The sequence below is a fragment of the Priestia abyssalis genome (assembly GCF_002019595.1).
Classification (GTDB): Bacteria; Bacillota; Bacilli; order Bacillales; family Bacillaceae_H; genus Bacillus_BA; species Bacillus_BA abyssalis.
Map to the genome: position 1 here is coordinate 2,031,421 of NZ_KV917369.1, position 23,294 is coordinate 2,054,714.

At 37.8% G+C, this 23,294-nt stretch carries 17 protein-coding genes, 1 pseudogene and 1 riboswitch; of the genes and pseudogenes, 11 read left to right on the plus strand and 7 right to left on the minus strand.

Annotated elements, in window-relative coordinates; translation table 11 throughout:
• Window positions 1-267 precede the first annotated feature (267 nt).
• Window positions 268-1,218, plus strand: a pseudogene (gene ftsZ, locus BK575_RS09340) (cell division protein FtsZ); the annotation flags it as partial.
• A 95-nt stretch (window positions 1,219-1,313) separates the two neighbouring features.
• On the opposite strand, the gene BK575_RS09345 reads toward ftsZ, so the two are convergent.
• A complete protein-coding gene (locus tag BK575_RS09345) occupies window positions 1,314-1,805 on the minus strand; it encodes a hypothetical protein (RefSeq protein ID WP_078410136.1) in 492 nt (163 codons plus the stop codon).
• 248 nt (window positions 1,806-2,053) lie between these two features.
• A riboswitch (ZMP/ZTP riboswitch) is annotated at window positions 2,054-2,132 on the plus strand.
• Window positions 2,133-2,265: 133 nt separating this feature from the next.
• Between BK575_RS09345 and BK575_RS09350 the strand changes: the two genes are divergently transcribed.
• The 7 genes from BK575_RS09350 to BK575_RS09385 all read left to right on the plus strand — a co-directional run bounded on the left by BK575_RS09350 (window position 2,266) and on the right by BK575_RS09385 (window position 12,886).
• The gene (locus BK575_RS09350) at window positions 2,266-3,465 is read left to right on the plus strand and encodes a phosphoglycerate dehydrogenase (protein WP_078410137.1); all 1,200 of its coding nucleotides are present in this window, start codon (window positions 2,266-2,268) and stop codon (window positions 3,463-3,465) included.
• A 423-nt stretch (window positions 3,466-3,888) separates the two neighbouring features.
• Window positions 3,889-4,689: an AraC family transcriptional regulator gene (locus tag BK575_RS09355; RefSeq protein WP_078410138.1), complete on the plus strand. Its 801-nt coding sequence runs from the start codon at window positions 3,889-3,891 to the stop codon at window positions 4,687-4,689.
• 224 nt (window positions 4,690-4,913) lie between these two features.
• Complete coding sequence (locus BK575_RS09360) at window positions 4,914-5,276, plus strand: VOC family protein (RefSeq protein WP_078410139.1); 363 nt, start codon at window positions 4,914-4,916, stop codon at window positions 5,274-5,276.
• 432 nt (window positions 5,277-5,708) lie between these two features.
• The gene (locus BK575_RS09365) at window positions 5,709-7,013 is read left to right on the plus strand and encodes a helix-turn-helix domain-containing protein (RefSeq protein ID WP_078410140.1); all 1,305 of its coding nucleotides are present in this window, start codon (window positions 5,709-5,711) and stop codon (window positions 7,011-7,013) included.
• 702 nt (window positions 7,014-7,715) lie between these two features.
• Entirely contained in the window at window positions 7,716-7,931 is a 216-nt protein-coding gene (locus BK575_RS09370; RefSeq protein WP_078410141.1) for an aspartyl-phosphate phosphatase Spo0E family protein, read from the plus strand.
• Window positions 7,932-8,250: 319 nt separating this feature from the next.
• Window positions 8,251-10,659 (plus strand): penicillin acylase family protein, encoded by a 2,409-nt coding sequence (locus BK575_RS09375; RefSeq protein WP_078410142.1) that lies wholly within the window; start codon window positions 8,251-8,253, stop codon window positions 10,657-10,659.
• A gap of 1,555 nt (window positions 10,660-12,214) precedes the next feature.
• The gene (locus tag BK575_RS09385; RefSeq protein WP_078410144.1) at window positions 12,215-12,886 is read left to right on the plus strand and encodes a YdeI/OmpD-associated family protein; all 672 of its coding nucleotides are present in this window, start codon (window positions 12,215-12,217) and stop codon (window positions 12,884-12,886) included.
• A gap of 133 nt (window positions 12,887-13,019) precedes the next feature.
• Here the strand turns inward: BK575_RS09385 and BK575_RS09390 are convergent, their stop codons facing one another.
• Entirely contained in the window at window positions 13,020-14,192 is a 1,173-nt protein-coding gene (locus BK575_RS09390; RefSeq protein ID WP_078414720.1) for a YhgE/Pip domain-containing protein, read from the minus strand.
• A 191-nt stretch (window positions 14,193-14,383) separates the two neighbouring features.
• On the opposite strand from BK575_RS09390, the gene BK575_RS09395 reads away from it, so the two are divergent.
• Window positions 14,384-14,989 carry a TetR/AcrR family transcriptional regulator gene (locus tag BK575_RS09395; protein ID WP_078410145.1) on the plus strand — a complete coding sequence of 202 codons (606 nt, stop codon included), beginning with the start codon at window positions 14,384-14,386 and terminating at the stop codon, window positions 14,987-14,989.
• 95 nt (window positions 14,990-15,084) lie between these two features.
• Here BK575_RS09395 and trxA read toward each other — a convergent pair whose 3' ends face one another.
• Window positions 15,085-15,402: a thioredoxin gene (gene trxA, locus BK575_RS09400; RefSeq protein WP_078410146.1), complete on the minus strand. Its 318-nt coding sequence runs from the start codon at window positions 15,400-15,402 to the stop codon at window positions 15,085-15,087.
• A 127-nt stretch (window positions 15,403-15,529) separates the two neighbouring features.
• Between trxA and BK575_RS09405 the strand changes: the two genes are divergently transcribed.
• Window positions 15,530-16,447 carry a LysR family transcriptional regulator gene (locus tag BK575_RS09405; RefSeq protein ID WP_169907681.1) on the plus strand — a complete coding sequence of 306 codons (918 nt, stop codon included), beginning with the start codon at window positions 15,530-15,532 and terminating at the stop codon, window positions 16,445-16,447.
• Window positions 16,448-16,869: 422 nt separating this feature from the next.
• Here the strand turns inward: BK575_RS09405 and BK575_RS09410 are convergent, their stop codons facing one another.
• From BK575_RS09410 to BK575_RS09425, 4 genes are all read right to left on the minus strand, one after another.
• Window positions 16,870-18,612 carry an acyltransferase family protein gene (locus tag BK575_RS09410; protein WP_169907683.1) on the minus strand — a complete coding sequence of 581 codons (1,743 nt, stop codon included), beginning with the start codon at window positions 18,610-18,612 and terminating at the stop codon, window positions 16,870-16,872.
• A gap of 294 nt (window positions 18,613-18,906) precedes the next feature.
• Window positions 18,907-19,776: a TVP38/TMEM64 family protein gene (locus BK575_RS09415; protein WP_235867345.1), complete on the minus strand. Its 870-nt coding sequence runs from the start codon at window positions 19,774-19,776 to the stop codon at window positions 18,907-18,909.
• A gap of 437 nt (window positions 19,777-20,213) precedes the next feature.
• Window positions 20,214-21,785 carry a bifunctional metallophosphatase/5'-nucleotidase gene (locus BK575_RS09420; protein WP_078410149.1) on the minus strand — a complete coding sequence of 524 codons (1,572 nt, stop codon included), beginning with the start codon at window positions 21,783-21,785 and terminating at the stop codon, window positions 20,214-20,216.
• Window positions 21,786-22,051: 266 nt separating this feature from the next.
• Window positions 22,052-22,510, minus strand: a complete 459-nt coding sequence (locus tag BK575_RS09425; RefSeq protein ID WP_078410150.1) for a YopX family protein — start codon at window positions 22,508-22,510, stop codon at window positions 22,052-22,054.
• 275 nt (window positions 22,511-22,785) lie between these two features.
• Between BK575_RS09425 and BK575_RS09430 the strand changes: the two genes are divergently transcribed.
• On the plus strand, window positions 22,786-23,022 hold the full coding sequence (locus BK575_RS09430; RefSeq protein WP_078410151.1) for a hypothetical protein: 237 nt from the start codon (window positions 22,786-22,788) through the stop codon (window positions 23,020-23,022).
• The last annotated feature ends 272 nt before the right edge of the window (window positions 23,023-23,294 follow it).

Consider the following 23,294-nt stretch of genomic DNA (forward strand, 5'->3'; position numbering starts at 1 on the left):
TCTTATAACAGATAGGGGCGCACATTTTTTGTACTTTTTGAAAAAAAGCTCCTATAATATAATTTTGTGAACATGTTTTAACTTATTTTTATTTATTAGGAAATAAGTTGTTTTTATTACACTTCATATGAAAAATTAAGTGATACAATAAGCGTATATACTTGTACTTATTTGAAGAGCGATGAAGGTGATTATATATGAATAAAACTGTTCGGATATTTAAAGAGTGCGAGATAGAATCATTTTACTGTATAAGGAGGAACTATGATGCTGGAGTTTGATGCAGGCATGGAAGAATTGGTTAAGATTAAAGTAATCGGCGTTGGCGGCGGTGGGAACAACACTGTTAACCGCATGATCGAGCATGGAGTTCAAGGTGTCGAATTTATTGCTGTTAATACGGATGCCCAGGCGCTAAATTTATCAAAAGCAGGGGTCAGGATGCAGATTGGTGCAGAATTGACAAGAGGTTTAGGAGCTGGGGCCAATCCCGAAGTGGGCAGAAGAGCGGTAGAAGAGAGCAGAGAACAAATCGAAGATGTATTAAGAGGCGCAGACATGGTATTTGTGACAGCCGGAATGGGAGGCGGTACGGGAACAGGCGCCGCTCCTGCCATTGCTGAAATCGCCCGAAATCTCGGTGCGCTGACCATCGGTGTGGTTACACGCCCTTTCACATTTGAAGGCCGAAAGCGTGCAACGCAAGCGGCAGGCGGAATCGATTTGATGAAGAAAGCGGTAGATACATTGATTGTCATTCCAAACGATCGATTATTGGGAATTATCGATAAAAAGACACCGATGCTTGAAGCGTTCCGTGAAGCGGATAATGTTCTTCGCCAGGGGATACAAGGCATTTCGGATTTAATTGCAGTGCCGGGTTTAATTAACCTTGATTTTGCGGATGTGACTACGATAATGGCTAATAAAGGATCTGCTTTAATGGGGATTGGCAGTGCAACAGGTCAAGGCCGCGCGGCTGAAGCTGCCAAGAAAGCGATTTCTAGTCCGCTTCTTGAAGGGTCCATTGAGGGTGCTAAAGGTGTGCTCATTAATATTACCAGCGGTGCCGATTTAAGTCTATTTGAAGTACAAGAGGCAGCTGATATTGTCGCTTCTGTTTCGGATCAGGAATTAAACATGATTTTCGGTTCAGTTATTAATGAAAATTTAAAAGGCGAGATAAGGGTCACCGTCATTGCTACCGGTTTTGATGACTAAGAGGTTTGTCCAGTTAATTTTATAAACAAGGTGTCAGTCCCCGTATGAATATTTTTGTTTAGCGGGGTCTGGCACCTTTTCCATTGTCACCTTTAACACAAAACGATGATTTTATACGGCGTGGTTTGTGCAGGGATACTTTTTGTGGAAGGACCGTAGATGACAATTAAATTTCGGTTTGCAGGATTTCTTGAAAAGGCTTGCCCGTTTGTCAATAATATTTGGGTATAGGGGGATATATTTAATTTTAACAGGCCGTCACTGCTCACCAATTGCCCGTTAAAATAATCTACTTTTACATTTTGATATGGATTATCTTTTACCATCACAAGCGCTCCATATTGCGGCGGGAAAATAAGGGGAACAGGCGCATTTCCATCATAATACCCGGTTACTCGGTCTCCAACTGCCACCATTACATGGTCCACAAAGTAAGTGGCGGGTGACGCGACGAAATTGACTAATACGCCGAATTCGTTTTCCACAGAGATTAATTTATAACAGCCTTCCGCTTCCCCGTTTTGTCCTATCATAAAATCATTAATCATGGTGATGGTACCATGAAAAGATTTAAAATTTATCATACGTTTACCTCCATCGCGATCTTAAACATAACCCTAATATCCTATATAATTTATGTAGAATGAGCGGGAGTGGTGAATAGCAATGTTTTCGTTCGTCTTTTACACTTATTGTTTCTCTTGAAACAATATCAGAGGATGAATCGACAGCAGTGTAGGATATAAAAAGCTAACTTCACTGAACTGACATAATTTTTTAAATAATAGATGTTGAAGATTTCTGAAGAATTTGATAAGATGAAATAAATCAAAAGACTATGTGTAACTGGCGAAACGCGGAGAACCGTGAGGGAGCACATAGTGTCGTAGCCGTTCGCCTGGGCAGAGGTAAGGAAGTACTCCTTGCCTCTTTCTGTTTACTGGGAGGGGATAGCTCATTCTACTTTCATTATTATAGCAGTTGCGCATTTTCATATTTTTATAAAATTTGAAAACCATCATCTACGAAAAGGGAGAGAATCATATGAGCACAGTTACTTTAGACAAAGTGAAAACAATCAAAACGTTAAATAATATTGCACAAAGCGGGCTAAATGTATTTAATAAGGGTAACTTTACAATCGACAATGATAGTGAAAATCCTGATGCGTTTGTTCTTCGCAGCTTTAATATGCATTCAATGGAATTCGGCAGCAATTTAAAAGCCATCGCACGTGCGGGTGCTGGTGTGAATAATATTCCAGTTGATAAATGCACAGAGCAAGGAATTGTGGTATTCAATACTCCTGGTGCCAATGCGAACGCTGTAAAAGAAATCGTTCTTACGTCATTAATGGCTTCATCTCGTAACCTTTTTGCCGGTGTCGCTTGGACAAAGACATTAGACGGTGAAGGCGATCAAATTCCGAAGCTTGTAGAAGCAGGAAAGAAACAATTTGTTGGAAAAGAAATTAAAGGTAAAACTTTAGGTGTGATCGGTTTAGGCGCAATCGGTGCGCTTGTAGCAAATGATGCGTTAGATTTAGACATGGACGTTATCGGATTTGATCCATTCATCTCTGTCGATACAGCTTGGAACTTATCACGTAAAGTGCAGCGCGCGATGACGATTGAGGAGCTATTTGCGAACGCTGATTATATTACGGTACACGTTCCATTAACAAATGATACAAGAGGAATGTTTAACAAAGAAACATTCAGCATCATGAAGCAGGGTGTTCATATTTTGAACTTCTCACGCGGTGAGCTTGTGAATGAAATTGATATGGCTGTTGCACTTGAAGAGGGAACAGTCGGTAAGTATATTACAGACTTCCCGAATGAAAATGTATTGAAAATGAAAAATACGGTTCCAATTCCGCATCTTGGTGCATCTACACAAGAATCAGAGGAAAACTGTGCGATTATGGCAGCTCGCCAGGTGAAGGACTTTTTAGAAACAGGTAACGTCAAAAACTCAGTGAATTTCCCGAACGCTTCTCTTCCTTACACAGGTAAGAAACGTGTGGCAGCTTTCCACCAAAACGTTCCAAACATGGTTGGACAAATCACGCAGGCTTTATCAAACTACAATTTAAACATTGCTGACATGGTGAACAGAAGCCGCGGTGAGTACGCGTACACATTAATTGACATTGACAATGAAGTAAACGGCGATATCGTACCTAAATTGGAGGAAAAAATCAACCAAATCGAAGGTATCGTAACAACACGTATTATTTAAGCATACGCTAGTCAGGACGATTAAATATGGTTGAACTCCCGTCATTAGGAGTCGACTTTAAATAAACCTTACATTTTAATAGCTGCATTCACTTTTTAGAAAAGGCCGGGGAGAATTTCCCCGGCTTTTTGTTATTTTTAACCTTAACTTATATTGCCGATGATTGTTTATCTAGATTTTCTTTTGTTCACAAATGCTTAAATGTTTTAGATGAATAGATGTTTGTCAAGGAAATGCAATTGTATTCACTTTGGAACTTCATTATTATAGAATAAGTAATTTAACTGTTAGATAATGAAAGGAAGAGGCCGGGCCTTTCTGTCTTAAATAATAATGTTGATTGTTTTCGTCAAATGAGTCAAAAGTCAACACTATACTTTAACAGAGCATAAAAATAAAAAATTCGTGTTTTTTGGAGTTAATATGAGATATAAAGAATTAAAACCACCAGCCGAATTGGAGCCTTTTGTGAAATGCTTCTGGTACCTTAATAGAGAGTACAAAGAATTGGAAGATGGTGAAGTTCTTTGGCCAGATGGTTGTTATGAAATTATCTTTCATTATGGTGCTAAATATGAAGTAAATGGTAAGCCTCTAGATAATTCGTTTCTAATAGGTTCATTAACTCATTACCATCAATTAAAGGCTCAAGGAAAAATAAGATTATTCGGCATCCGTTTAAAACCTTGGGGATTAAAATTGTTATCAGATACAGACGTAAAAGTATTAAGAGATAAATTTATACCTCTTTCCAATATATTTTGTAAAAGTAATGTAGAGAACTTGCAGACTATTCTAAAGGATAAGGAATTGGAAGAGGGAGTCACTATTTTAACTGAATTTTTACTAGGTATATTAAAGCAAACTACCACAGATGACCGTTCGTTTATAACATTTCTAGCAGAACTTTATGAAAACCCTGTTGGCCAAGAGTTGCAAGCTATTCATGAAAAAAGCAAATATTCTCAAAGGCAATTTCAAAGAAAAACAATTGAACTTACTGGGCTGTCTCCTAAAAAATTAAGTAAAGTTGCAAGGTTTAATCAAGTGCGGCTAAAAATATTTCGCAACAGAGAAATAGATCTATATGATTGCATGCATGAGTATGGATATTATGATTATGCCCACTTTTCAAAGGATTTTAAAGAATGTATAGGTTTGACCCCTAAAGAATATAAAAAGTGGTTATTAGAAAAAATAAACCCATTTAAAAAGATGATATAGATCGATTTAGAAAATTCGACATGATCAAAGAACGGCCATGCCAAATTTTCTAACCTTTGAGGGCGAATTGAAGCTGTCTGAATCACTGATTGTGAATGCTTCTTAGTGGAATGAAGATGTGTCAAGTTATCAAGTGGAATATATAAGAATAATGTCGTTTTTTTACAAGAAGAATAAGATCATGATTGATAAACTCATAGTACAAACTATTGAGGAGGATTTATATGATAACAAATTTAGGAACTGTAGCAATTTATGTTGAAGATCAGCAAAAGGCAAAGGATTTTTGGACAGGGAAAGTTGGTTTTGAGGTGACGGCTGAATTTCCAATGGGACCAAATGCATTCTGGCTGGAGGTCGCCCCTAAAAATGCTAAAACACGTCTAGTGCTCTATCCTAAAGGAATGATGCAAGGTTCAGAAAGTATGAAAGCATCCATTGTATTTGAATGTGATCATGTAATGGAAACTTATGAAATGATGAAGGGAAATGGTGTTCAATTTAAAGAAGAGCCGAAAGAAATGCAGTGGGGGACTTTTGTTCAGTTTAGTGATGAAGATGGTAATGAGTTTGTATTAAAGGGTTAATGTGAGTGGGACAGGTTAAGTTTACATACCTGTCTTTTTTTGCGTTGATTATTTGATTTACCATAAAAATCACGGTGAATTGTATCATAAATGTGATAGATATCTTGGATAAAAAATTGTATTATCATAGCATGAGTCATAAATCCGCTTGAGCAAATTTTACCCTTTGGGGAGAGCGGCCCTGTTTATTTTTATTCCGCTCTGCATGATCGATTTACCCATCTCCGTATCTTTTTTGTCCGTTTAATTAAGCTCTCGAGCGACTAACTGTTTAAGGTTTATCCCCATTAACGAATAGTAAGAGGAAGTTTCCTTTATACAGCAGAATACTTTTTGGTGTAATATAATATTAATAGATCTTTTTTCAAAATTATTTTACAGAGCTAAAGTATCGAATATGAATAGTAGTCTATAGAGAGTAGGAATAAATTGATGTATAAAGTCGGGATTATTGGGCCGAATATGTCCGTAGAGCGAATCATCAATTTGGCTAAAGAGCTTGAAACGGGAATAGAATGTATAGCTTACCCCGCCGAGGATGTTAAGCAAATGAAAAACACTATTTTGGAGCATAGTCAACAAGTTAATGCATGGCTCCTTTCTGGACCTGTTCCCTATGCAATTGCCAAACAAGTGTTAGATTCAGACGAAAAACTATATTATATTATGGTGACCGAATCCAGTATCTATAAGGTTTTTTTGCAGATGTCGTATTCTTTAGGGAAAATTATAGAAAGAGCAAGTATAGATATGATCGATGTGCTGCAGGAAAATCTAGTAACAAAAGCATTCAAACAATTGGATAAGGCGCCAGCTGACATTTACATAAAATCTTTCACGGCTGACTTTAATACCGAGGAATTAATCCACTTCCATATTGATTTATGGAAGAAAGGAAAGACAGAAGGAGCTTTCACCTGTTTGCCTGCGGTTTATGATGTTTTAACAAAAGAGGGAATTCCAGTATATCGGCTATCTCCAACCGACATAGAAGTTGAACAAACGTTAAAAATGCTTGCTGGACGAGTTAAAACTTTCTACTTCCAATCTACACAAGTCGGCATCGAAATCATCGAGATTGAGCAATTTGATCAAATTATTGAAAAGACAAATAATATTTACCATCCTCAATATTTGGAACTTGATTTAAATAAGGCCATACTTAAGCTTTGTGAAAGATTAAATGGTTCATTTTTATATAAGGGAAATGGTCGATATGTGATTTTTAGTTCGCGTGGTGCGATTGAAAGGGAAATCACGCAGCTGCAAAAGACGGTTGAACAGTTGTCACTTGAAACTGATACGGCCGTTTCGGTAGGAATTGGCTTTGGAGAGACGGCATTTTCGGCAGAACTGAATGCCCGCCGTGCCGTTCAACAGTCAAAAATGAAAGGAAATGGCGAGATCTTTATTGTACAGGAAAACGGTTTGATGGTGGAATCTGTAGGTAAAGAGGAAGAATTGGTGTATTCCTACCGTTCGGAAGACAAGGATGTCATTGAGAATTTGAACAAAGCGAATATAAGTATAAAGACATTTAAGAAAATTGAAGCGCTTATTAACCGAATGGGGTGGGACAGTTTTGCTGCATCTGACTTAGCTACACACTTAGCTATGACGCTTCGAAATGCTCAGCGTATTATAGCAAGTCTTTGTGAGTTTAATTTGGCCGAGGCTGTAGGAGAAGAAGTGCGTTCTGGTCGGGGAAGACCGAGCAAAATCTACCGTTTGAAATAGAGAGCTGACCTGGATTTGCAAAAGCATACCTTCAAATTTATCCCGCATTAATGGGCAGTAAGACCCCCACTTCCGACGTACAGGATGTACTAGCAAAGGCGTTGCAACAGGACGATGCGTTCTTAGCCTTTGATCATTTAGTTAAGCGGGGATAAAGGAAAACCTCCACTGATGGAAGTTTTCTTTATTACCATAGTGATCAAGTTAAGTGATGTATAAAAAGAATAGAGTAAGGAAATCCTTTGTGCGCATTATGTTGAGTGCACAAAGGATTTTTTATTTCCCTCTCATTCTACATTCCAGCTAAATAAAGATTCAGTTTATTTATTTTTTGTATAAAAGAACTCAAATAATCATAGGGAAGGAGAGTTATCTTTAGTTTAGTCTAGTCTTTTCTAAAAGATGGTGGTTATTTACTTTGGCCATTAGGCAAGCAGAGACAGTAGTACGACATTTTTGAAAGCGCTTAAAAACATATTGAAAAATAAAAAACTCTCTTGTAAAATTAATATAACGAAAAATTCGTTATATATTCGTTTTATATATCTAAATCTAAATCTTATTTTGAAAGCGGTATCAATTTTGTGAGATTAGTGGGATGCACCACTAAAAGGGACGATAAAAACTTGTATTCCTTTATAAAGTTTGCTTACGACTTTTAAATTAACAATACTCCACAAACAATAGAAGGAGAGATCGTGAATGATTTTGAAAAATGCACAAGACTTAATGAGGGGTATAACTCAAGATCGAAAGGATATGTATGAATTGACAAAGATTAAAGGTCTTTCTGATCCAGAAGTCATAAGAATCAGCGAGCGATTAGATAGAAAAATTATTATGTTGCAAAAAATGATAAATTCGATTCGCTCCTCACAAACAGAGATGGACCGTTATTATGATTACAAACATGGATGAGTCTGTGTATATCGTTGAATCATCCCTTATAGCAACCAAATAAATCGGAGCATAGATAAAAAATAAAACAATTATTCATAACTCGTTTTTATTTTGTTATATTTTTGGGGAATTTAAAGATTACAAGTAACTTTGGGAAAAGAAATATTTATCTCATAAAATAGGTATTATATCGCTAATGAACTAGTAATTACCTTGGAAAATATCATACTTTTATACTGAATATTTAAAATATTCAAACTAATATATTGATTTAATATAACATAAAACATATAATTCGTTTTGTTGGTGTTTTATATTATGGAGGTGGATTTTGGACATGTGGAGTAAGGTGTTAATTTTATTGTCTGTAGTCATTGCTTTCATTTTTCCTCAAAGTATGGTGCATGCAGGAAAGAATGAGCAAATAGGAGAGGTCAAGGTCATACGTGATCAATACGGAGTCCCTCATTTATATGCTGAAAATAAAAAAGATTTATATAAAGCATATGGGTATGTAATGGCTAAAGACCGCCTTTTTCAGCTGGAAATGTTCCGGCGCGGAAATGAAGGAACTGTTTCAGAGATTTTTGGAGAAGAATATTTATTAAAGGATGAGCAAAGCCGAAGGGATGGGTACAGCAATAAGGAAATTCAAAAAATGATTAAAAGTTTAGATCCTCAGTCGAAAGAATTGATCGATCAATTTGCCCAAGGTATTACGATGTATGTAAAAGAAGCCCGTAAAGACCCAGATGAGAAACTATCTAAAGAATTTCATGACTACAAGTTTTTACCCCGAGAATGGACCTCAGTAGATGTCATCCGTATTTATATGGTTTCTATGACTTTCTTCATGGATAATCACCAAGAATTAAAAAATGCCGAGATATTGACGAAGTTGGAAGACAAATATGGAAAAGAACAAGCTATGCAAATGTTCAATGACTTAGTGTGGAAGAATGATCCAAATGCCCCTACAAGTATCGTAAGCGGGGAGAAGGCAACAGACGATTCGGTTTCTTCTGTTGCTCATCAATCTATTTCTTCTAGCGTGGTAAATGCTTCAAAAGAAATTGAGAAGCAAAGAGAAAATTTTATCGAGTCATCGGAAGAACTTGGCCTGCCGTTAAAGATCGGAAGCAATGCAGCGATTGTTGGTTCCAAGAAATCGAAAACAGGTAATGCTTTATTACTAAGCGGTCCCCAAGTAGGCTTTGTAGCTCCGGGCTTTTTATATGAAGTAGGCTTACATGCCCCTGGTTTTGATATAGCAGGATCTGGTTTCATCGGTTACCCATTCATCATGTTTGGTGCCAATAAGCACTTTGCTTTAAGTGCTACGGCCGGATACGGAAATGTAACGGATATTTTTGAAGAAAAATTAAACCCTAAAAACTCTTATCAATATCTTTATAACGGGACATGGAAAGACATGAAGAAGCGAACCGAAACTTTTATTGTACGCGGCGCTAACGGCGAAAAGAAAAAAGTAGAAAAGAACTATTATCACACAGTGCATGGGCCGGTCATCAGTCTGGATGAACAAAAACATATCGCGTACAGCAAATCATGGTCATTCCGAGGCACTGAAGCACAAAGTATTGCGGCCTACATGAAAGCCAATTGGGCAAAAAATTTAAAAGAGTTTGAGAAGGCAGCAAGTGAATATACCATGTCATTAAACTGGTACTATGCTGACAAAAAAGGTAATATTGCTTATTACCATGTTGGAAAATACCCGATTAGAAACGATAAAATCGATCAAAGGATTCCTACACCAGGAACTGGCGAGTATGAATGGAAGGGCTTTTTGCCTTTTCAAAAGAACCCGCATGTGATCAATCCTGAGAACGGATATGTAGTCAATTGGAACAATAAGCCTGCTGGTACGTGGACCAATGGGGAACTTAGTATGTATTGGGGACAAGATAATCGGGTCCAGCAATTTATAAATGGAATGGAAGCGGGAGAGAAAGTTACATTGAAAGATCTTAATGAAATCAATTATACTGCCAGCTTTGCGCAATTACGTACCCATTACTTTAAACCGCTATTAATCAAAACGTTAGACAAATACAAAGATACTAACAATGATTATCAATATTTAATTGACCAATTAGAAGGCTGGAATAATTTAAAAGAAGATGTGAATAAAGACGGATATTATGATGCTGGTATTGCTGCTTTCTTTGATGAATGGTGGAAAATTGTTCACAATCAACTATTTCAAGATTCTTTGGGAGAAATGTATGGGTTAACGAAAGAAATCACCGATCATCGTTATGGAGCTACACTGGCCTATAAGGTGTTAAATGAAGATCAAACAAATTTTGATTGGGTGAACGAAGATCCTGAAAAAATTATTTTAGAGAGTGTAGATCAAGCGCTCGATAAGTTAGGAAAAGACAAGAAAGTGGAAGAATGGCGTTCGCCGATTAAAATGATGACATTTGGCGGAAAGTCGTTAATTGGTGTGCCGCATGGCATCGTTGCTCCTCCTCCAATTATTGAAATGAACCGGGGCAGTGAAAACCATTATATCGAAATGACCCCTGAAGGACCAGAAGGCTTTAACGTGACACCGCCAGGTCAAATCGGGTTTGTCAAAAAAGACGGAACGGTTAGCGATCATTACGATGATCAAATTGAATTATATGCAAACTGGACATTTAAAAACTATTTATTCGATAAGAAGGATATTGAAAAAGCCGCTGTCACGATAAATGAAATAACCGTTAGTAACTAGATCATTTTTTATCTATATATACTCCACTTAATAACTCGACACGTTTCATTCCATCGAAAGGGGTTCACAAACGGGGATTCAGACAACTTGATTTCGCTCTCAAGGGCTAAATCGATCTATATAATTGATTCGGTAAATAAAAGAACCGTCAAGAAAACCCTGGATTTTCCCGGGATGCTCATGACGGTTCTTTTTCAAGGAACTGATCCATAAGTTGTAGGTTTGAAATAAAGTTGCACTGTTTATAAAGAAGTTTGATCAAAAATCCTGCTTGAAATGCAGGTTTTTTCTTGTTCAATAAACGAGTCAAATTGTAGAGGAACTCATCCTTAAAATTAATGGATATTTATGTTAAATTTTATAGAAGAGATGGTGACCAACCAACCTTAAACGCTTATCTTTTAAGAAACCTATCTAAAAACAACAATCTTTTAGAAAAGAGCCTAAACTAAAGAGCAGGATTCTTGAGGAATAATAATCTATTATAATAAGTAAATAGTAATCTTATTTAAAGAAGCAATTGCAATTTCGAAGTCTGAGAAATGTGGTCCTTAGAACCTTTGTGTACTTTTATGAGTCCCTCTAAACCATTAAAATCATACTTTAATAATTCAGGAGAAACAGTATGTTTTCGTTCACAATCACTTAAATTGATAATGACAAGATAAAAATGTTAAAATTTTCATGTAATAAACTATATACATTCCACTTAATAAATCGACACAGCTTCATTCGATTGAGGGACATTCACAATGGGTTATTTAGACCACTTGAATTTACCCTCAAAGGTCTAGAAAATTTGGCATAGCCGTTCTTTGGTTATGTCGAATTTTCTAAATCGATCTATATAACTTGGAGGAGGATCATTTGTGTCACAGGTGATAACAAGAACCGAAAAAAAGAAAAGAGAAAGAAAAGAAATATTCATACGAGCGATCATCACTTTTATTGCTTCTCTTCTCGTTAATATCTTAGTAGGCCGATTATTTTCAGATAACGATTCATCGTATTTTATGTTCCCTTTCGTTTTTTCATTAATATATACTTTAATTAGTTTTAAAGATTCGTCAGGATTTTTTAAAGGGCTAACATGTAGCTTAATAGCATTAATACCTGGACTTATCCTTTTTTTAGTCAATCCAACAGGAGTATATTTTTTTCATTTAATTATGTTTCTAGTGATTGCATGGGGGCAAAATGACCTGTGGCGCAATAAGCAGATAAGTAATTATTATACATATTTAATCCAAAAGATATCGAAGAAAACGAAGGAGAATGCCCAAACAAAAATCAAACAAATTCATATAAACATAAAGTCGAAATACGTAAAAAAATAGAATCCTTTTACAAATATATAAATCCACATAACCTTTGTGAGCTTATTCAGGATGGAAGAACAGAAAGGTCGACATAGCAGAAAGTCCGATAGAAAAGGTTAAAAAATTAATTTGGTCCAGGCTCTTTTTTAGGATTTTCAACATTTAAAAAGTTGCTAACTAATAAGAGAACTTTTACACTGAAGGAGCAACAGAATAAATTTTACAGGTGATTAACGATGGCTAAAACAATAGTAGAAAAGCTGAACTTACAAAAATATAAAAAAGCGGCGGTATTGAATTTACCGGATGGTACTGATTACTTTGCAGACCTGACGGATTATGATACAGAGCTAACCGGCAGTACGTATGATCTTATTTTTGCTTTTGTATTAGATATGGAATCTTTAAAAGAGCTCGTAAACAAGGTGATCGAAAATCATTATCTCAATCAAAACGGCTATCTCTTTTTGGCTTATCCGAAAAAGGGGAATAAAGTATATCCAACGTTTATTCATCGGGATGATTTATTAGCAGGGTTAGGTGCAGATAAAGATGGTTATGTGGGGACAAGTAACATTAAATTTGCGCGTATGGTTGGGTTAGATGAGGTTTTTACCGTTGTCGGTCTGAAGGAAGATTCTAAAAGCAAGAATCAAACATCTACAAAAGCAAGTCAATGCGTAGACGATTATATAGAGTTGATTCCGAGTGTGGAAAAGGATTTACAGGATACACCGGATTTACTTGCTTTTTATCAATCACTCACCCCAGGGTACCGCAAGGATTGGGCCCGTTATGTGTACAGTGCTAAACAAGAGGCGACAAAAACAAAACGCCGTGAGGAAATGAAAATGATTCTTGGAGCGGGTTACAAGAGTCGGGATTTATATCGACAAGATAAAAAGTGATTTGAATCCTCACTTTTAAGATCAAATGAAATAGCCATTTCTTTTGTCTGAACAAAAGGAAATGGCTATTTTTATTTGTGTGGAAAACTTGATGATCTCATTCGTTCAGTAGAGTATAGACCTTAAGTACGATTTATATCTTCACCTGGGATACCGCATCTTTTTCCTTGCTTGGTTTAAACGAGGAAGCCCCCAGTACAACAAGACTAACAGCCCCGATGCTGACTAATACAGTCGTAGGGGTATTCCAGCTCAGGCCTTTGCCGAAGAACATGAGCTCTCGAAGGCCTTCCACCATGAAGCGCATCGGCAGCCACGAGTACACCCAGTTCCGGTAAAAAGGCGACATGAATTCCGGAGCCATCGCTAGTAATGGCGCGCCGAAAAACAAAATAAGAACGAAAAGCGGAATGCCTCTCATGCCCAGCCATGACAGCACTGCTGAGATCATTAAGAAAAAGCTGAAAAATGCAAGTGTTAAAAAGAGAGCCATGTCTATAAAGTTTGGAATGTCGACTCCTAATACATCCACTATCCATGTTAAGCCAAATCCAGCAACCAGCGCGAGTACGATTCCAGCGAGTACTTGAATGAAGCGAACCGCAACGGCTTCTTTGCGACTAGCGGTTGGGAGCTTATTAACCGTAAGAAAGAGAATAACAGATCCCGCAATGCTTGCCATCCAAAGCGGCTGGAATAAAGAGACAGGCGCATTACCGTTCATGCTGTTTGTGCCGACTTCGTTGATGTTCGTTACCGTTTTGGTAATAGGGGAAACCAACATGGATGCTTGTGTTGTTGTTAAGGTTCCGCCTTGTTTTTCCAATCCTTCTACTAATTGTGTTCGTACCTGTTGGTTAATGGTGTCAACGACGCTGTTTAGCATCTGGCCCGCCGCGGTTGACGCCATCGTGTTCATTCCCTGGTTAATGAAAATGTGCACCTCAGGTGAAGAAGGCTTCGGTGTTTGCAGGGATGCCTGCTTTGCGCTGAAATCTTTCGGAATCACGAGCGCTGCGTAATATTCTTGATTGTCCAACCCTCGTTTTACTTCTTCCTCGCTATCCACTGCAACCCATTTCACAGGCGACTCTTTCGGTGTTTTTTCTTCGATCATGTCTGCCATTTTGTCTCCCATATTCAATATTCCTTGATTGGGAATGTCGACACCTTCATCCTCATTCACAAACGCAACGGGTAAGTCTTTTGGTGTCGGTTTAACAGATGGAGCCAATGTTAATCCAAAAATTAAAACAACCGCTAACACAATAATCGGTGAGAGAAGAACGAATTTGTTCTTTAGCAATTTCATGTTTATCCTCCTTCATTTTATGCGGACATGTAATAGACGATGTGTTGATTAATGTTCACAATGTAAATTATAATGATTAAAGAGAGAACTGCAATAAACAATAAATGAGTGAATGTCTGTTACTTAACACAGTCGTGCATTTTGTTCATTAATGATAAAAATAATATGAAGAAAGGTCGGTGCTTATGTCGGATTCAAAAACAGATCGACGAGTTGTACGGACGAAAAGAATGGTGCGGGACGCGCTGACGGAATTGATGGAGGAAAAAGGGTTTGAGGGCATTACCGTCCGGGACCTGACGGAAAAAGCGGATATTAATCGCGGCACGTTCTATTTACATTATCGCGATAAGTATGATTTGCTGGAGCAAAGTGAAAATGAAATTCTTCAAGAAATTCAAGAGTTCATGAAAGAAGCGAATCCAAATGATATTGTTAATGCCAATATGCTTGATGAGCCGTTGTCGTTTGTCGTGAAGCTATTTGAATACATCAAGGAAAACGGCCGGTTTATGAAACTCATTTTAGGGCCGCAAGGAGACCCCGCTTTTCAAGTGAAACTGAAGGAGTTCATGAAAGTCAATTTTCATCAAAAGATCGCAACAATTTCAAAGGAAGACATGCTTGTGCCCGTCGATTATTTAATGGCATACGTGACTTCAGCCCACCTTGGAGTCATACAGCAATGGTTAGCGGGTGATATGAAGCAATCCCCTCAAGAAATGGCGCTCACCCTGGCGAAAATGACCTTTTTTGGCCCCGGTTACGCGGCGGGGATACGCAAGGATTAAACGGTTGAGTGTCTGAATGCGGTGACAGGCTCATAGCATTTTGTGCAGAAAGTTTAAAAAGGCAGGAATTTGTTGGGGATTCCTGCCTTTTAAGTTTATTTAACTAATCCATGTTTTTTTAATGAGTCGATCAGTGCGTCCTTAGGTTGAAAACCAGTTATCCTCTTCACAAGTTGGTTATCTTGAAAAAGCAATAATGTAGGCAGTCCCATTACCTGAAACTTACTTATAAAATCCTCATTATCATCTGCATTCACTTTTACAATTTTTAATCCAAACTCTTGATGAATTTCCTCCAAAACGGGAGCTAACATCCTGCACGGAGGACACCATGGGGCCCAGCAATCTATAAGCACTGAATTACTTGATTCGATTTCTTTCAAAATTTCTTGTCCATCTGCATTTATTATCAAACTTCCTCACCCTTTTTCTATTTGTAATTGGTTTTGATTGTAGTATATGATGGATTATAATATAAGTAAAATTAATACTTTTAATGTTATTTATAAGTAAAAACTAATGAATAGAAAGAGGTATTCCATGACCTTATTTCAGTTAGAAGTTTTCTTAAAGGTAGTTGAAACGGGAAGCTTTACGAAAGCTGGAGAGCAAATCGGCCTTTCACAATCTGCAGTCAGTCAAGCAGTGGCCGCTTTGGAATCAGAGTTAAATATTAAATTATTAAACCGAAACAGAAATGGTGTCAGCTTAACAAAAATAGGAGAACGCATCACGGGTCTTATTCGAGATTTGATCATGATTAAAACAAAAATAATAAATGAAGCAACTGGAATCACCGAAATTGAAACTGGGACAATAAGAGTTGGCAGTATTTCAAGTATGTCAGCTAAATTGCTGCCAGGAATGATCAGTTCGTTTAAAAAACGATTTCCCGGTGTGGAAGTCATTCTCTATGAAGGAAATTATGAGGAAGTTAGAAATTGGATTAAATTGTCAGTTGTTGATGTTGGTATTGTCACTGAGGAAAAGTATGAACTTGAATTTATTCCGCTGCTTCAGGATAAAATGGTCGTTTTTGTACCGGAAAATCACCGATTGAGTAATCAGTCATCCATACATTTAAAGGAAATAGCTAATGAACCTTTCATCATGCCAAAAGAATGTCATAGTATACTTCATACAATTTTTAAGGAACAAGGAGTATCGCCGGCTATTCAATTTGAAGTTCGTGACATAGCCACTATTATAGCAATGGTTCAAGAAGGGGTTGGAAATACGATACTCCCGGAGATGGCAATTCCTGCAACATTGACCAAAGTCAACGCCGCTTACTTAAGTCCGCAAGTGTATCAAAATTTAGGGCTTGAGATACGTTCAACAGATTACATTAGTCCTGTAATAACTGCTTTTATTCATGAGACACAAGAATACACAAAAAATTTATCGTTACAATTGTTTAACAGCTATCATTCGGTTGTAGTAAAAAAAGGTAAATGAAATATATAAATCCACATAAATAATTTAACATGGGCAAAAAGCGCCCATGTCATATTATTTACGCATAAGCGGCTAACAAGCGACATTAAGGGTTCTTGTCAGCCGCTTATACGAGAACCTTTGTGAGATGATTCAAGATGAGAAACCCCAAAATTCTAAAAAAGAGCCCGGACCAAGTTAATGTTAAATTATTTAGTTGGACTTATATAGATAATAGCCTATATGAAAATTAATAGATCTAGGAAATTGAGTTGCCTTTTTAGAAAACGGGAGTTTTAAGCTGCAAAAAAAGCCTGCTGCAGGTCACATGTTCCCGCAGCAGGCCTTTTTTATACCATTTGACTGATGAATCCTATTTTTTACGTTCAACGGTTTATGGATTCAAGGGTTAGAAGGATTAGCGTGGAGTGGCTATTCCAATATCAAGGGGAGGCGTTGATAGCTTTTTGGACGGCTTCTTCAATCATGGCCGCGAAAGCTCTTGCTCCTTCAGGCTTTAAGTGAACTCCATCATTTACAAAGTATTCATTATGATTGGCACTGGTCGAGTACCAATCAATGATGGACATATTCGAGTGTTTTTTTGATATCTCTTCAAGGCTTTTATTCACGATCGCCTCCCAAGGCCGAGGTACCCTTACATTGATGAAAAGAACTTTTCTCTCTTTTCCGATGTTTCTAAGAAGATCCGTTATCGTTTTCTCCGGGAAAGGGCCGTTTGTACCGAGTTCAATGATCACAATATCCCCTAGATTATTTGCCTTTTTTAATTGAGTGACAATGGAAAAGGCATCCCGCATTTGGCGGCTGACCTTCGCATCTATCATGATACTTGAGAACGTTTCTTTTAAAAATGGAGCAGGAATGACCAAGACAGAATCTCCGATAGCGGTAATTTTTCCGGTTGTAATGGATGGAACGGGCTTCGGTTGTGCTTCAGCACCGGTTTTTTCTTCTGAGAAAGCGATTTTTGCAGCCGTCTTCTGAACAGGATGATGACTAACTTCTCCGTGGAAGGCTACAGTCATTTTGCGGGTTGAGAATTTAGGTACACTATTCGCTGCACCAACAAGTAAACAGATGGCTGTGACCAGTGTAATCGAATTTTTCGTATTAAATCGAAATGTGCCGTGACGAATGGGCTTTTCAATGAAGGTATACGATAGAGAGGCCAATATAAAAGTAAGCGCTATTTCGAAGGTGATTTTTAGATAATTGATACCGTCTGTATTGACGTTTGAGTTCATTAACACAATCACTGGATAATGCCACAAATAAATTCCGTATGAGCGAATGCCAATCCATCTTAATGGCTTCCACTCCAGGATTTTTTTCACCATAACAGTAGATGGCACAGCAAGGGACAGGGTCAACAAAGCTGTTGTTATCGACAGTAAAACCATCCCGCCCTGGTATACAAAGCTATCGTATTGATTCGTATATACAACCATGAGCAAAAATACAAGAATTCCTATAATTGCCGTTATTTCAAGTGCCCATATTCCAGCTTTGCTTACATGAGTAGTTAACGTGCGGCGGGGAAGGAGGAGTGCGAAGCTTGAACCGATTAATAAGGAAAACAATCTTGTATCCGTTCCGTAATACACTCTGCTCGGATCAAGATGCGGTTCGTACACCATCATCATCCATACAGCGGATAAACCGGCTCCAATCATCATGAGAAAGATGAAGATTTTTCGGTTTTTGATCCATTTAAACGAGCAGAGAATAATGGGTGCCCAAATGATGTAAAACTGCTCCTCAATTGCCAGCGACCAAAAATGCGTGAGCAAAGAAGTGATTCCAAACGATTCGAAATAGGACAAATCCCGAAAAATATAATGCCAATTACTATAATAAAAAATAGCGGCAATGGTATCTTTGTGTAAGTTTTTGACTAACTCGGGCTGGAAAACGGGGATGAATACATTCAAAGCTAGTAACACGAGAAACATGGCGGGTAAGAGTCTTTTTGCCCGTCGAATCCAAAAATGTTTCAAATCAATTGTCTGACAATGCTCCCATTCCCATGCTAAAAGGGTTGTAATTAAAAAGCCGGAAAGGACAAAAAATACGGTAACCCCTAAAAATCCGCCCGCAGCAAACGGAATATTTAAGTGGTACGCGATAACAGGTAAAACGGCTAACGCCCTCAGTCCATCCAAGCCGGGTATATATTGAAATGGTTTTTCCTTTTCGTTTGACAGATCTATACGCCCCCCTTTTATCGCGTCAGTTCATACATATCCGCAGTTGGCAAGGTGCCGCACTTCTTTCATCCATTATTTAAGACCTATATTTATTAATATTAGTGACAGTTAAAATCTATGTGAGAAAGAAGAGGGGGAGGCATCGTTTAAAAAAAAACTGAAAACGATTGTTACGGATTTCATGGTTCCTTGTGATTGTTTATGAAAAACAATCAATCAAAAAGCTTGGAATCCCAGCTTTTTGATTGGCTATTCATTCATTCTTTCCCTGGTTTTGTTTTTCTCTAGAAATCGTTTAAAGATCAAAGAAACGGCAAGCATGATGCCTACAATTGCTGAACAAGACATCATTAATTGTGAACTTGTTAAAGAGAGTAATTTTGCTAAATGGACAGAAGAGGCTAACAACGAAGATGTGATGAACTTTGAGATGGAAGCGATAATGAAAAATCTTTTTAAGGAGATTCCGCTGATTCCCGCTCCAACACAAATAATTTCATCTGGAAGGATTGGAATCATAAACATAAGCGCCAAGATGGTTGTTTCATTTTTCCCGACATATTCTTGGTATTTTCTTAAGTGTTTTTCTTTTACCAGTTTTGAAACGAATTTTTGCTCTCCTATTCTTGCAATAAAGAACATGACCATTATCCCTGCAACGGTTCCTGAGAAGCTTAAAATAGCGGTGATAAAAGGACCGAAAACCGCACTCCCGGCAGGAACGGTTACCGCTTCCGGAATTGGTAGAATAATAGGTTGTGAAAAGCAAATAAGGAAAAAGAGAAATGTGGCAAAAGACGTCTTTTCCTTTAAAACAGTTTCCATTCCATACGTATCGGTTAATACTAAAAATTTGGTTCCGTAGAAAATCAACAATACAACGAAAATGGAAGAAGATAAGAGAATTAACGCTATTTTTGTGACCTTTAAGTACTCTTTATGGTTGGATAAGACAAAATAAAGGTCCAACAATAGGATGCCTGCCACAGCTGCACCGAACAATGTTTTATAAATGGGCAGGAGGGTGGGTAAAAAGGCAAATGATAAATAGATGGTGATTCCCGATAAAAATAAGTGCAACAGGATTTCTAAAGTCCATTTGTATTTTTCTTTTATCAAATCAGTGCTCCTTCTCTGTACTTTTTATCCCTCATTAACGGGCAGTAAACACCCCTTCAACACTTCGTGTAATTGCGGAAGTTTAAAGTGGGGGATGAAGGAAAACCCCACCGATGGAAGTTTCCTTTATAATAAATATTATAATAAAGATAAAATCGAGATGCTCATTACGCTCTCTTTATTTTAGAATCATATCTTTTAGAATGATACACACTCAAGCTTTAAATCTTTATACGGCTTAAGACTTAGAAGCTACCATTATATAAAATAATCACGATGAAAGGGAGCGGCTAAGGAAGGGGGAAGAATGGAGTAAAATGCAGAACTCAAGATTAAAAAGAGGAGCTGACCGATGGATTCGAAGTAAGCTCCTTTTTGGGTTTGCTTATTTTCCTGTAATGATGGAACTGCAGCGGGGAATAACGAACGCCTCCTCCTTATCGCCCGTGAACCATATCAGCAGGGAACTTCCATTGAATATAATGGACGAGCGCATTGACGATCAAAGGGCCTGATTCAATCAGTTTCCCTTGTTGAAAGGCGGTGAAACCGTCGCCGCCTGAAGCCAGATAATCGCTGATCACAACGGTATATTCCTTATCAGGCGCAAGTTCGTGTCCGTGCATATCTTTTAAGGCAAGAATACGGCTGCCGGCTGGTGCGTTTTTATCCTTCGTATACGTTAAACCGATTACTTGAAGCAGATTTTCTTTTTCTTTTGTCCATTGCTGCTCCAACACCGCGTGGATTTGAGCTCCAGTCAAGGTTACTTTTACGAAACGATGGTTAAAAGGCAAAACGGTATAAAGGTCTTCCATTGTAATGTTCCCTTTTTGTAAAGTGGATCGAATCCCGCCGTGATGGACAAAAGCAATTTCTGCATCCATCGCAGTCAAACCCGATTGTGCAACCATTTGCGCCAAGGGAGATTCTCCATTCTCATCTTTCTTCCGTGTGATGTCCTTTGGCGCTTTCCCTGTGACTAGCTTCTCATAGCTGCGTATCTTTTCTTTATATTTTGTCAAAAGCTGGATCGTTTCTTGGTCGGGTTTTATTTTATGATGAAATGTGGGGATAATGTTTGCATCCTTTTTTACGATATCTTTTGTATGAGGGTCAATGCTTAGCTTTACTTGAGAGAAAGCTTTTCCATAGGAATAAGATTGAACAATCAGCTTATCATCGACTACAGTATTGGCATATTGATGACTGTGGCCGCCAAAAATGACATCGACTTCATCATCGATTTTAGGGGCCATCTTTACTAACTCTTCATGAGGATTCGTTCCTGTCCAATCGGATTTAGCTGACACGTGGGCGAGTACGACAATGGATTCGACTTCTTTTTTCTTCAATAGCTTAACCGTGTCGTTAATCGCTTTCACTTCATCAATAATTTCAACTTCTTTTCGATTTTCAGGCAGTACGAACTGATTGGTTTCAGTAGTGACGATACCGATAAATCCGATATCGATTCCGTTTATTCGCTTAATGATGTAAGGAGGCAGTAACGGGGTGCCGCTTTGTTTATCGATGACATTTGCAGAACAATAAGGAGTAGTGGAACCAGAAAAAGAACCGGTTTTTTTATGAAATCCTCCATCTAAAAGGCGTTTCATTTCATGAACCCCGTCATCGAATTCATGATTTCCAGGTGTCCCGACATCAAAGTTCAAAAGGTTTAGAAATTCGATGGTTGGTTCGTCTTGAAATCGAGAGGAGATAGGCGGACTTCCTCCGACCATATCACCGGCATGGACAAGCAAGGTGTGTTTGTTTTCTTGTCTATATTTTTTTAAATACGCCGCCAAGTACTCAGCGCCGCCGGCCTTGTTTCCGAATACGGTTTGATATTGGTCGAGCTGACCGTGGAAATCGTTTACGCCTAAGAGCTGAACTTGAATATGCTTGTTTGCTTTAGAATGATGGAATGCGGGAGCGGCGTATTCATATGTTCCGAAGATGAACAGTAACAGCAGCATGGGTGACAGGATTCGAAATATATACATCTTCTGATCCCTCCTCTAGGTGTCACGTTCATCGTACCATTGGAAATTTAAAGGAATTTAAAGAAAGCGTAAAGCTTTTATTAAGAAGCATAATAAAGAAAGGCTGGAACACTTTCATGAACTCTTCAATAAGCACACATCCCGAAGCCATTTTGAAAAAGAAAGAGAGTGAGACACGCGGATAGGAAATCATCCGTTTGTCTCACTCTCTTTTCATTTAAGAGTATGAATATTCAGTTAAAAAAGTGATAAATAGTCTTTGCTGCTTACATCGCTGTCTTTTCTTTAAGAAAAGAAACAGCTTGTCCATGAAGAAGCTCAGGATTTTTATGAACAGTTCCAATGACTTCAATCCGGCTTATTTCCTGAAAGGTGAAATTCTTTTCTTCATGCAGACTCTGAATCACGAATTCCGATTTAAAGCCTCTTGTTTGGTGAACAACGATTCCGATTTCCTCATCATCCAGTTCCACGTAGCAGTTATCATCAGACGAATCGAACCCATCCCAGCTTGGAATATGCACTTGTTTAAAGCCTTTTATAATATCGCCCTCATAAATTTCGTTCCCTTTATGATCTTGAATGCCGATATATTGCATTTTTATGTAATTATGATGGTTCCAAATCTCTTGTCCAATCTCCATGCTTGCCCCATCTTCCAGCATTCCTGGAGTCCCGTTGTACATCCCGTTTGTGTCCCAAATTCTAAATTTATTTCGTTTCATGACTACTACCCCTTTTCCCCATGTTTGTAAGCGATTCCCATGTATAATTCATTCTACCATTAGCATGTGAGGCCTGTCACTAGACGAAGATTGTCGAATAGATCGACAAAAAACGGGGAATAGTGCTTTTGGATGAGGAAATGAGGCCTTTTTTTCGGCTGGGTCTTCATGATGATGGGAATCACTATTAATCTTTTAAATGGGAAAGGCTGTAATTTGTATCACATTCATGTTCAAACTGTTAAAATTAAAAGAAAACGTAAAGGGGTTTTATTATGAAACCAACTGAACAAAAGCTATGGAACGGATGGACGATGACGGCACATAAAGATCATCGATTGTACTCAAATGGCAATGATTATGTGCTGTTCGATTGGGATGACGATGTTGTCCTTGGATTTATCGTTCACGAGCATATGATTGAAGTGTATAAAACATCCTGGAATTTGAAATACAGCATTGATATTCGAAACAAAGTGATTGTGGTCAAAAATGAACCGGAAGAGGATTAACGAGGGGAATACCCATCATTTCTAATCAAGTAGTGACCGTTTTTATGAAATGATGAATCACATTTATAGGAAGATGTTTCTATGATGATTTTACTTCAAAAGCTATTTCTTTCATAATACGGTAAAGGATTCTTTTTTATTAATAGACCGTTTAACTGCATAGTAAAGGATGGGAAAGGCCTGCTGTACAGGAAAAGTTACGTTTTCTTTTCTTAACAGCAGGCTTTTTTATTGTTTTTTTGATTTTACTAAATAAAAACTGTGTAAGAAAA

Bases quoted from the DNA above. Each gene is read 5' to 3' on its own strand.
- BK575_RS09355 (WP_078410138.1), top strand. From the start codon at position 3,889: ATGAGATATAAAGAATTAAAACCACCAGCCGAATTGGAGCCTTTTGTG.
- BK575_RS09395 (WP_078410145.1), top strand. From the start codon at position 14,384: ATGTCGGATTCAAAAACAGATCGACGAGTTGTACGGACGAAAAGAATG.
- BK575_RS09370 (WP_078410141.1), top strand. From the start codon at position 7,716: ATGATTTTGAAAAATGCACAAGACTTAATGAGGGGTATAACTCAAGAT.
- BK575_RS09425 (WP_078410150.1), bottom strand. From the start codon at position 22,510: ATGAAACGAAATAAATTTAGAATTTGGGACACAAACGGGATGTACAAC.
- BK575_RS09350 (WP_078410137.1), top strand. From the start codon at position 2,266: ATGAGCACAGTTACTTTAGACAAAGTGAAAACAATCAAAACGTTAAAT.
- BK575_RS09430 (WP_078410151.1), top strand. From the start codon at position 22,786: ATGAAACCAACTGAACAAAAGCTATGGAACGGATGGACGATGACGGCA.
- BK575_RS09405 (WP_169907681.1), top strand. From the start codon at position 15,530: ATGACCTTATTTCAGTTAGAAGTTTTCTTAAAGGTAGTTGAAACGGGA.
- BK575_RS09385 (WP_078410144.1), top strand. From the start codon at position 12,215: ATGGCTAAAACAATAGTAGAAAAGCTGAACTTACAAAAATATAAAAAA.
- BK575_RS09360 (WP_078410139.1), top strand. From the start codon at position 4,914: ATGATAACAAATTTAGGAACTGTAGCAATTTATGTTGAAGATCAGCAA.
- BK575_RS09375 (WP_078410142.1), top strand. From the start codon at position 8,251: ATGTGGAGTAAGGTGTTAATTTTATTGTCTGTAGTCATTGCTTTCATT.
- BK575_RS09365 (WP_078410140.1), top strand. From the start codon at position 5,709: ATGTATAAAGTCGGGATTATTGGGCCGAATATGTCCGTAGAGCGAATC.
- BK575_RS09420 (WP_078410149.1), bottom strand. From the start codon at position 21,785: ATGTATATATTTCGAATCCTGTCACCCATGCTGCTGTTACTGTTCATC.
- BK575_RS09345 (WP_078410136.1), bottom strand. From the start codon at position 1,805: ATGATAAATTTTAAATCTTTTCATGGTACCATCACCATGATTAATGAT.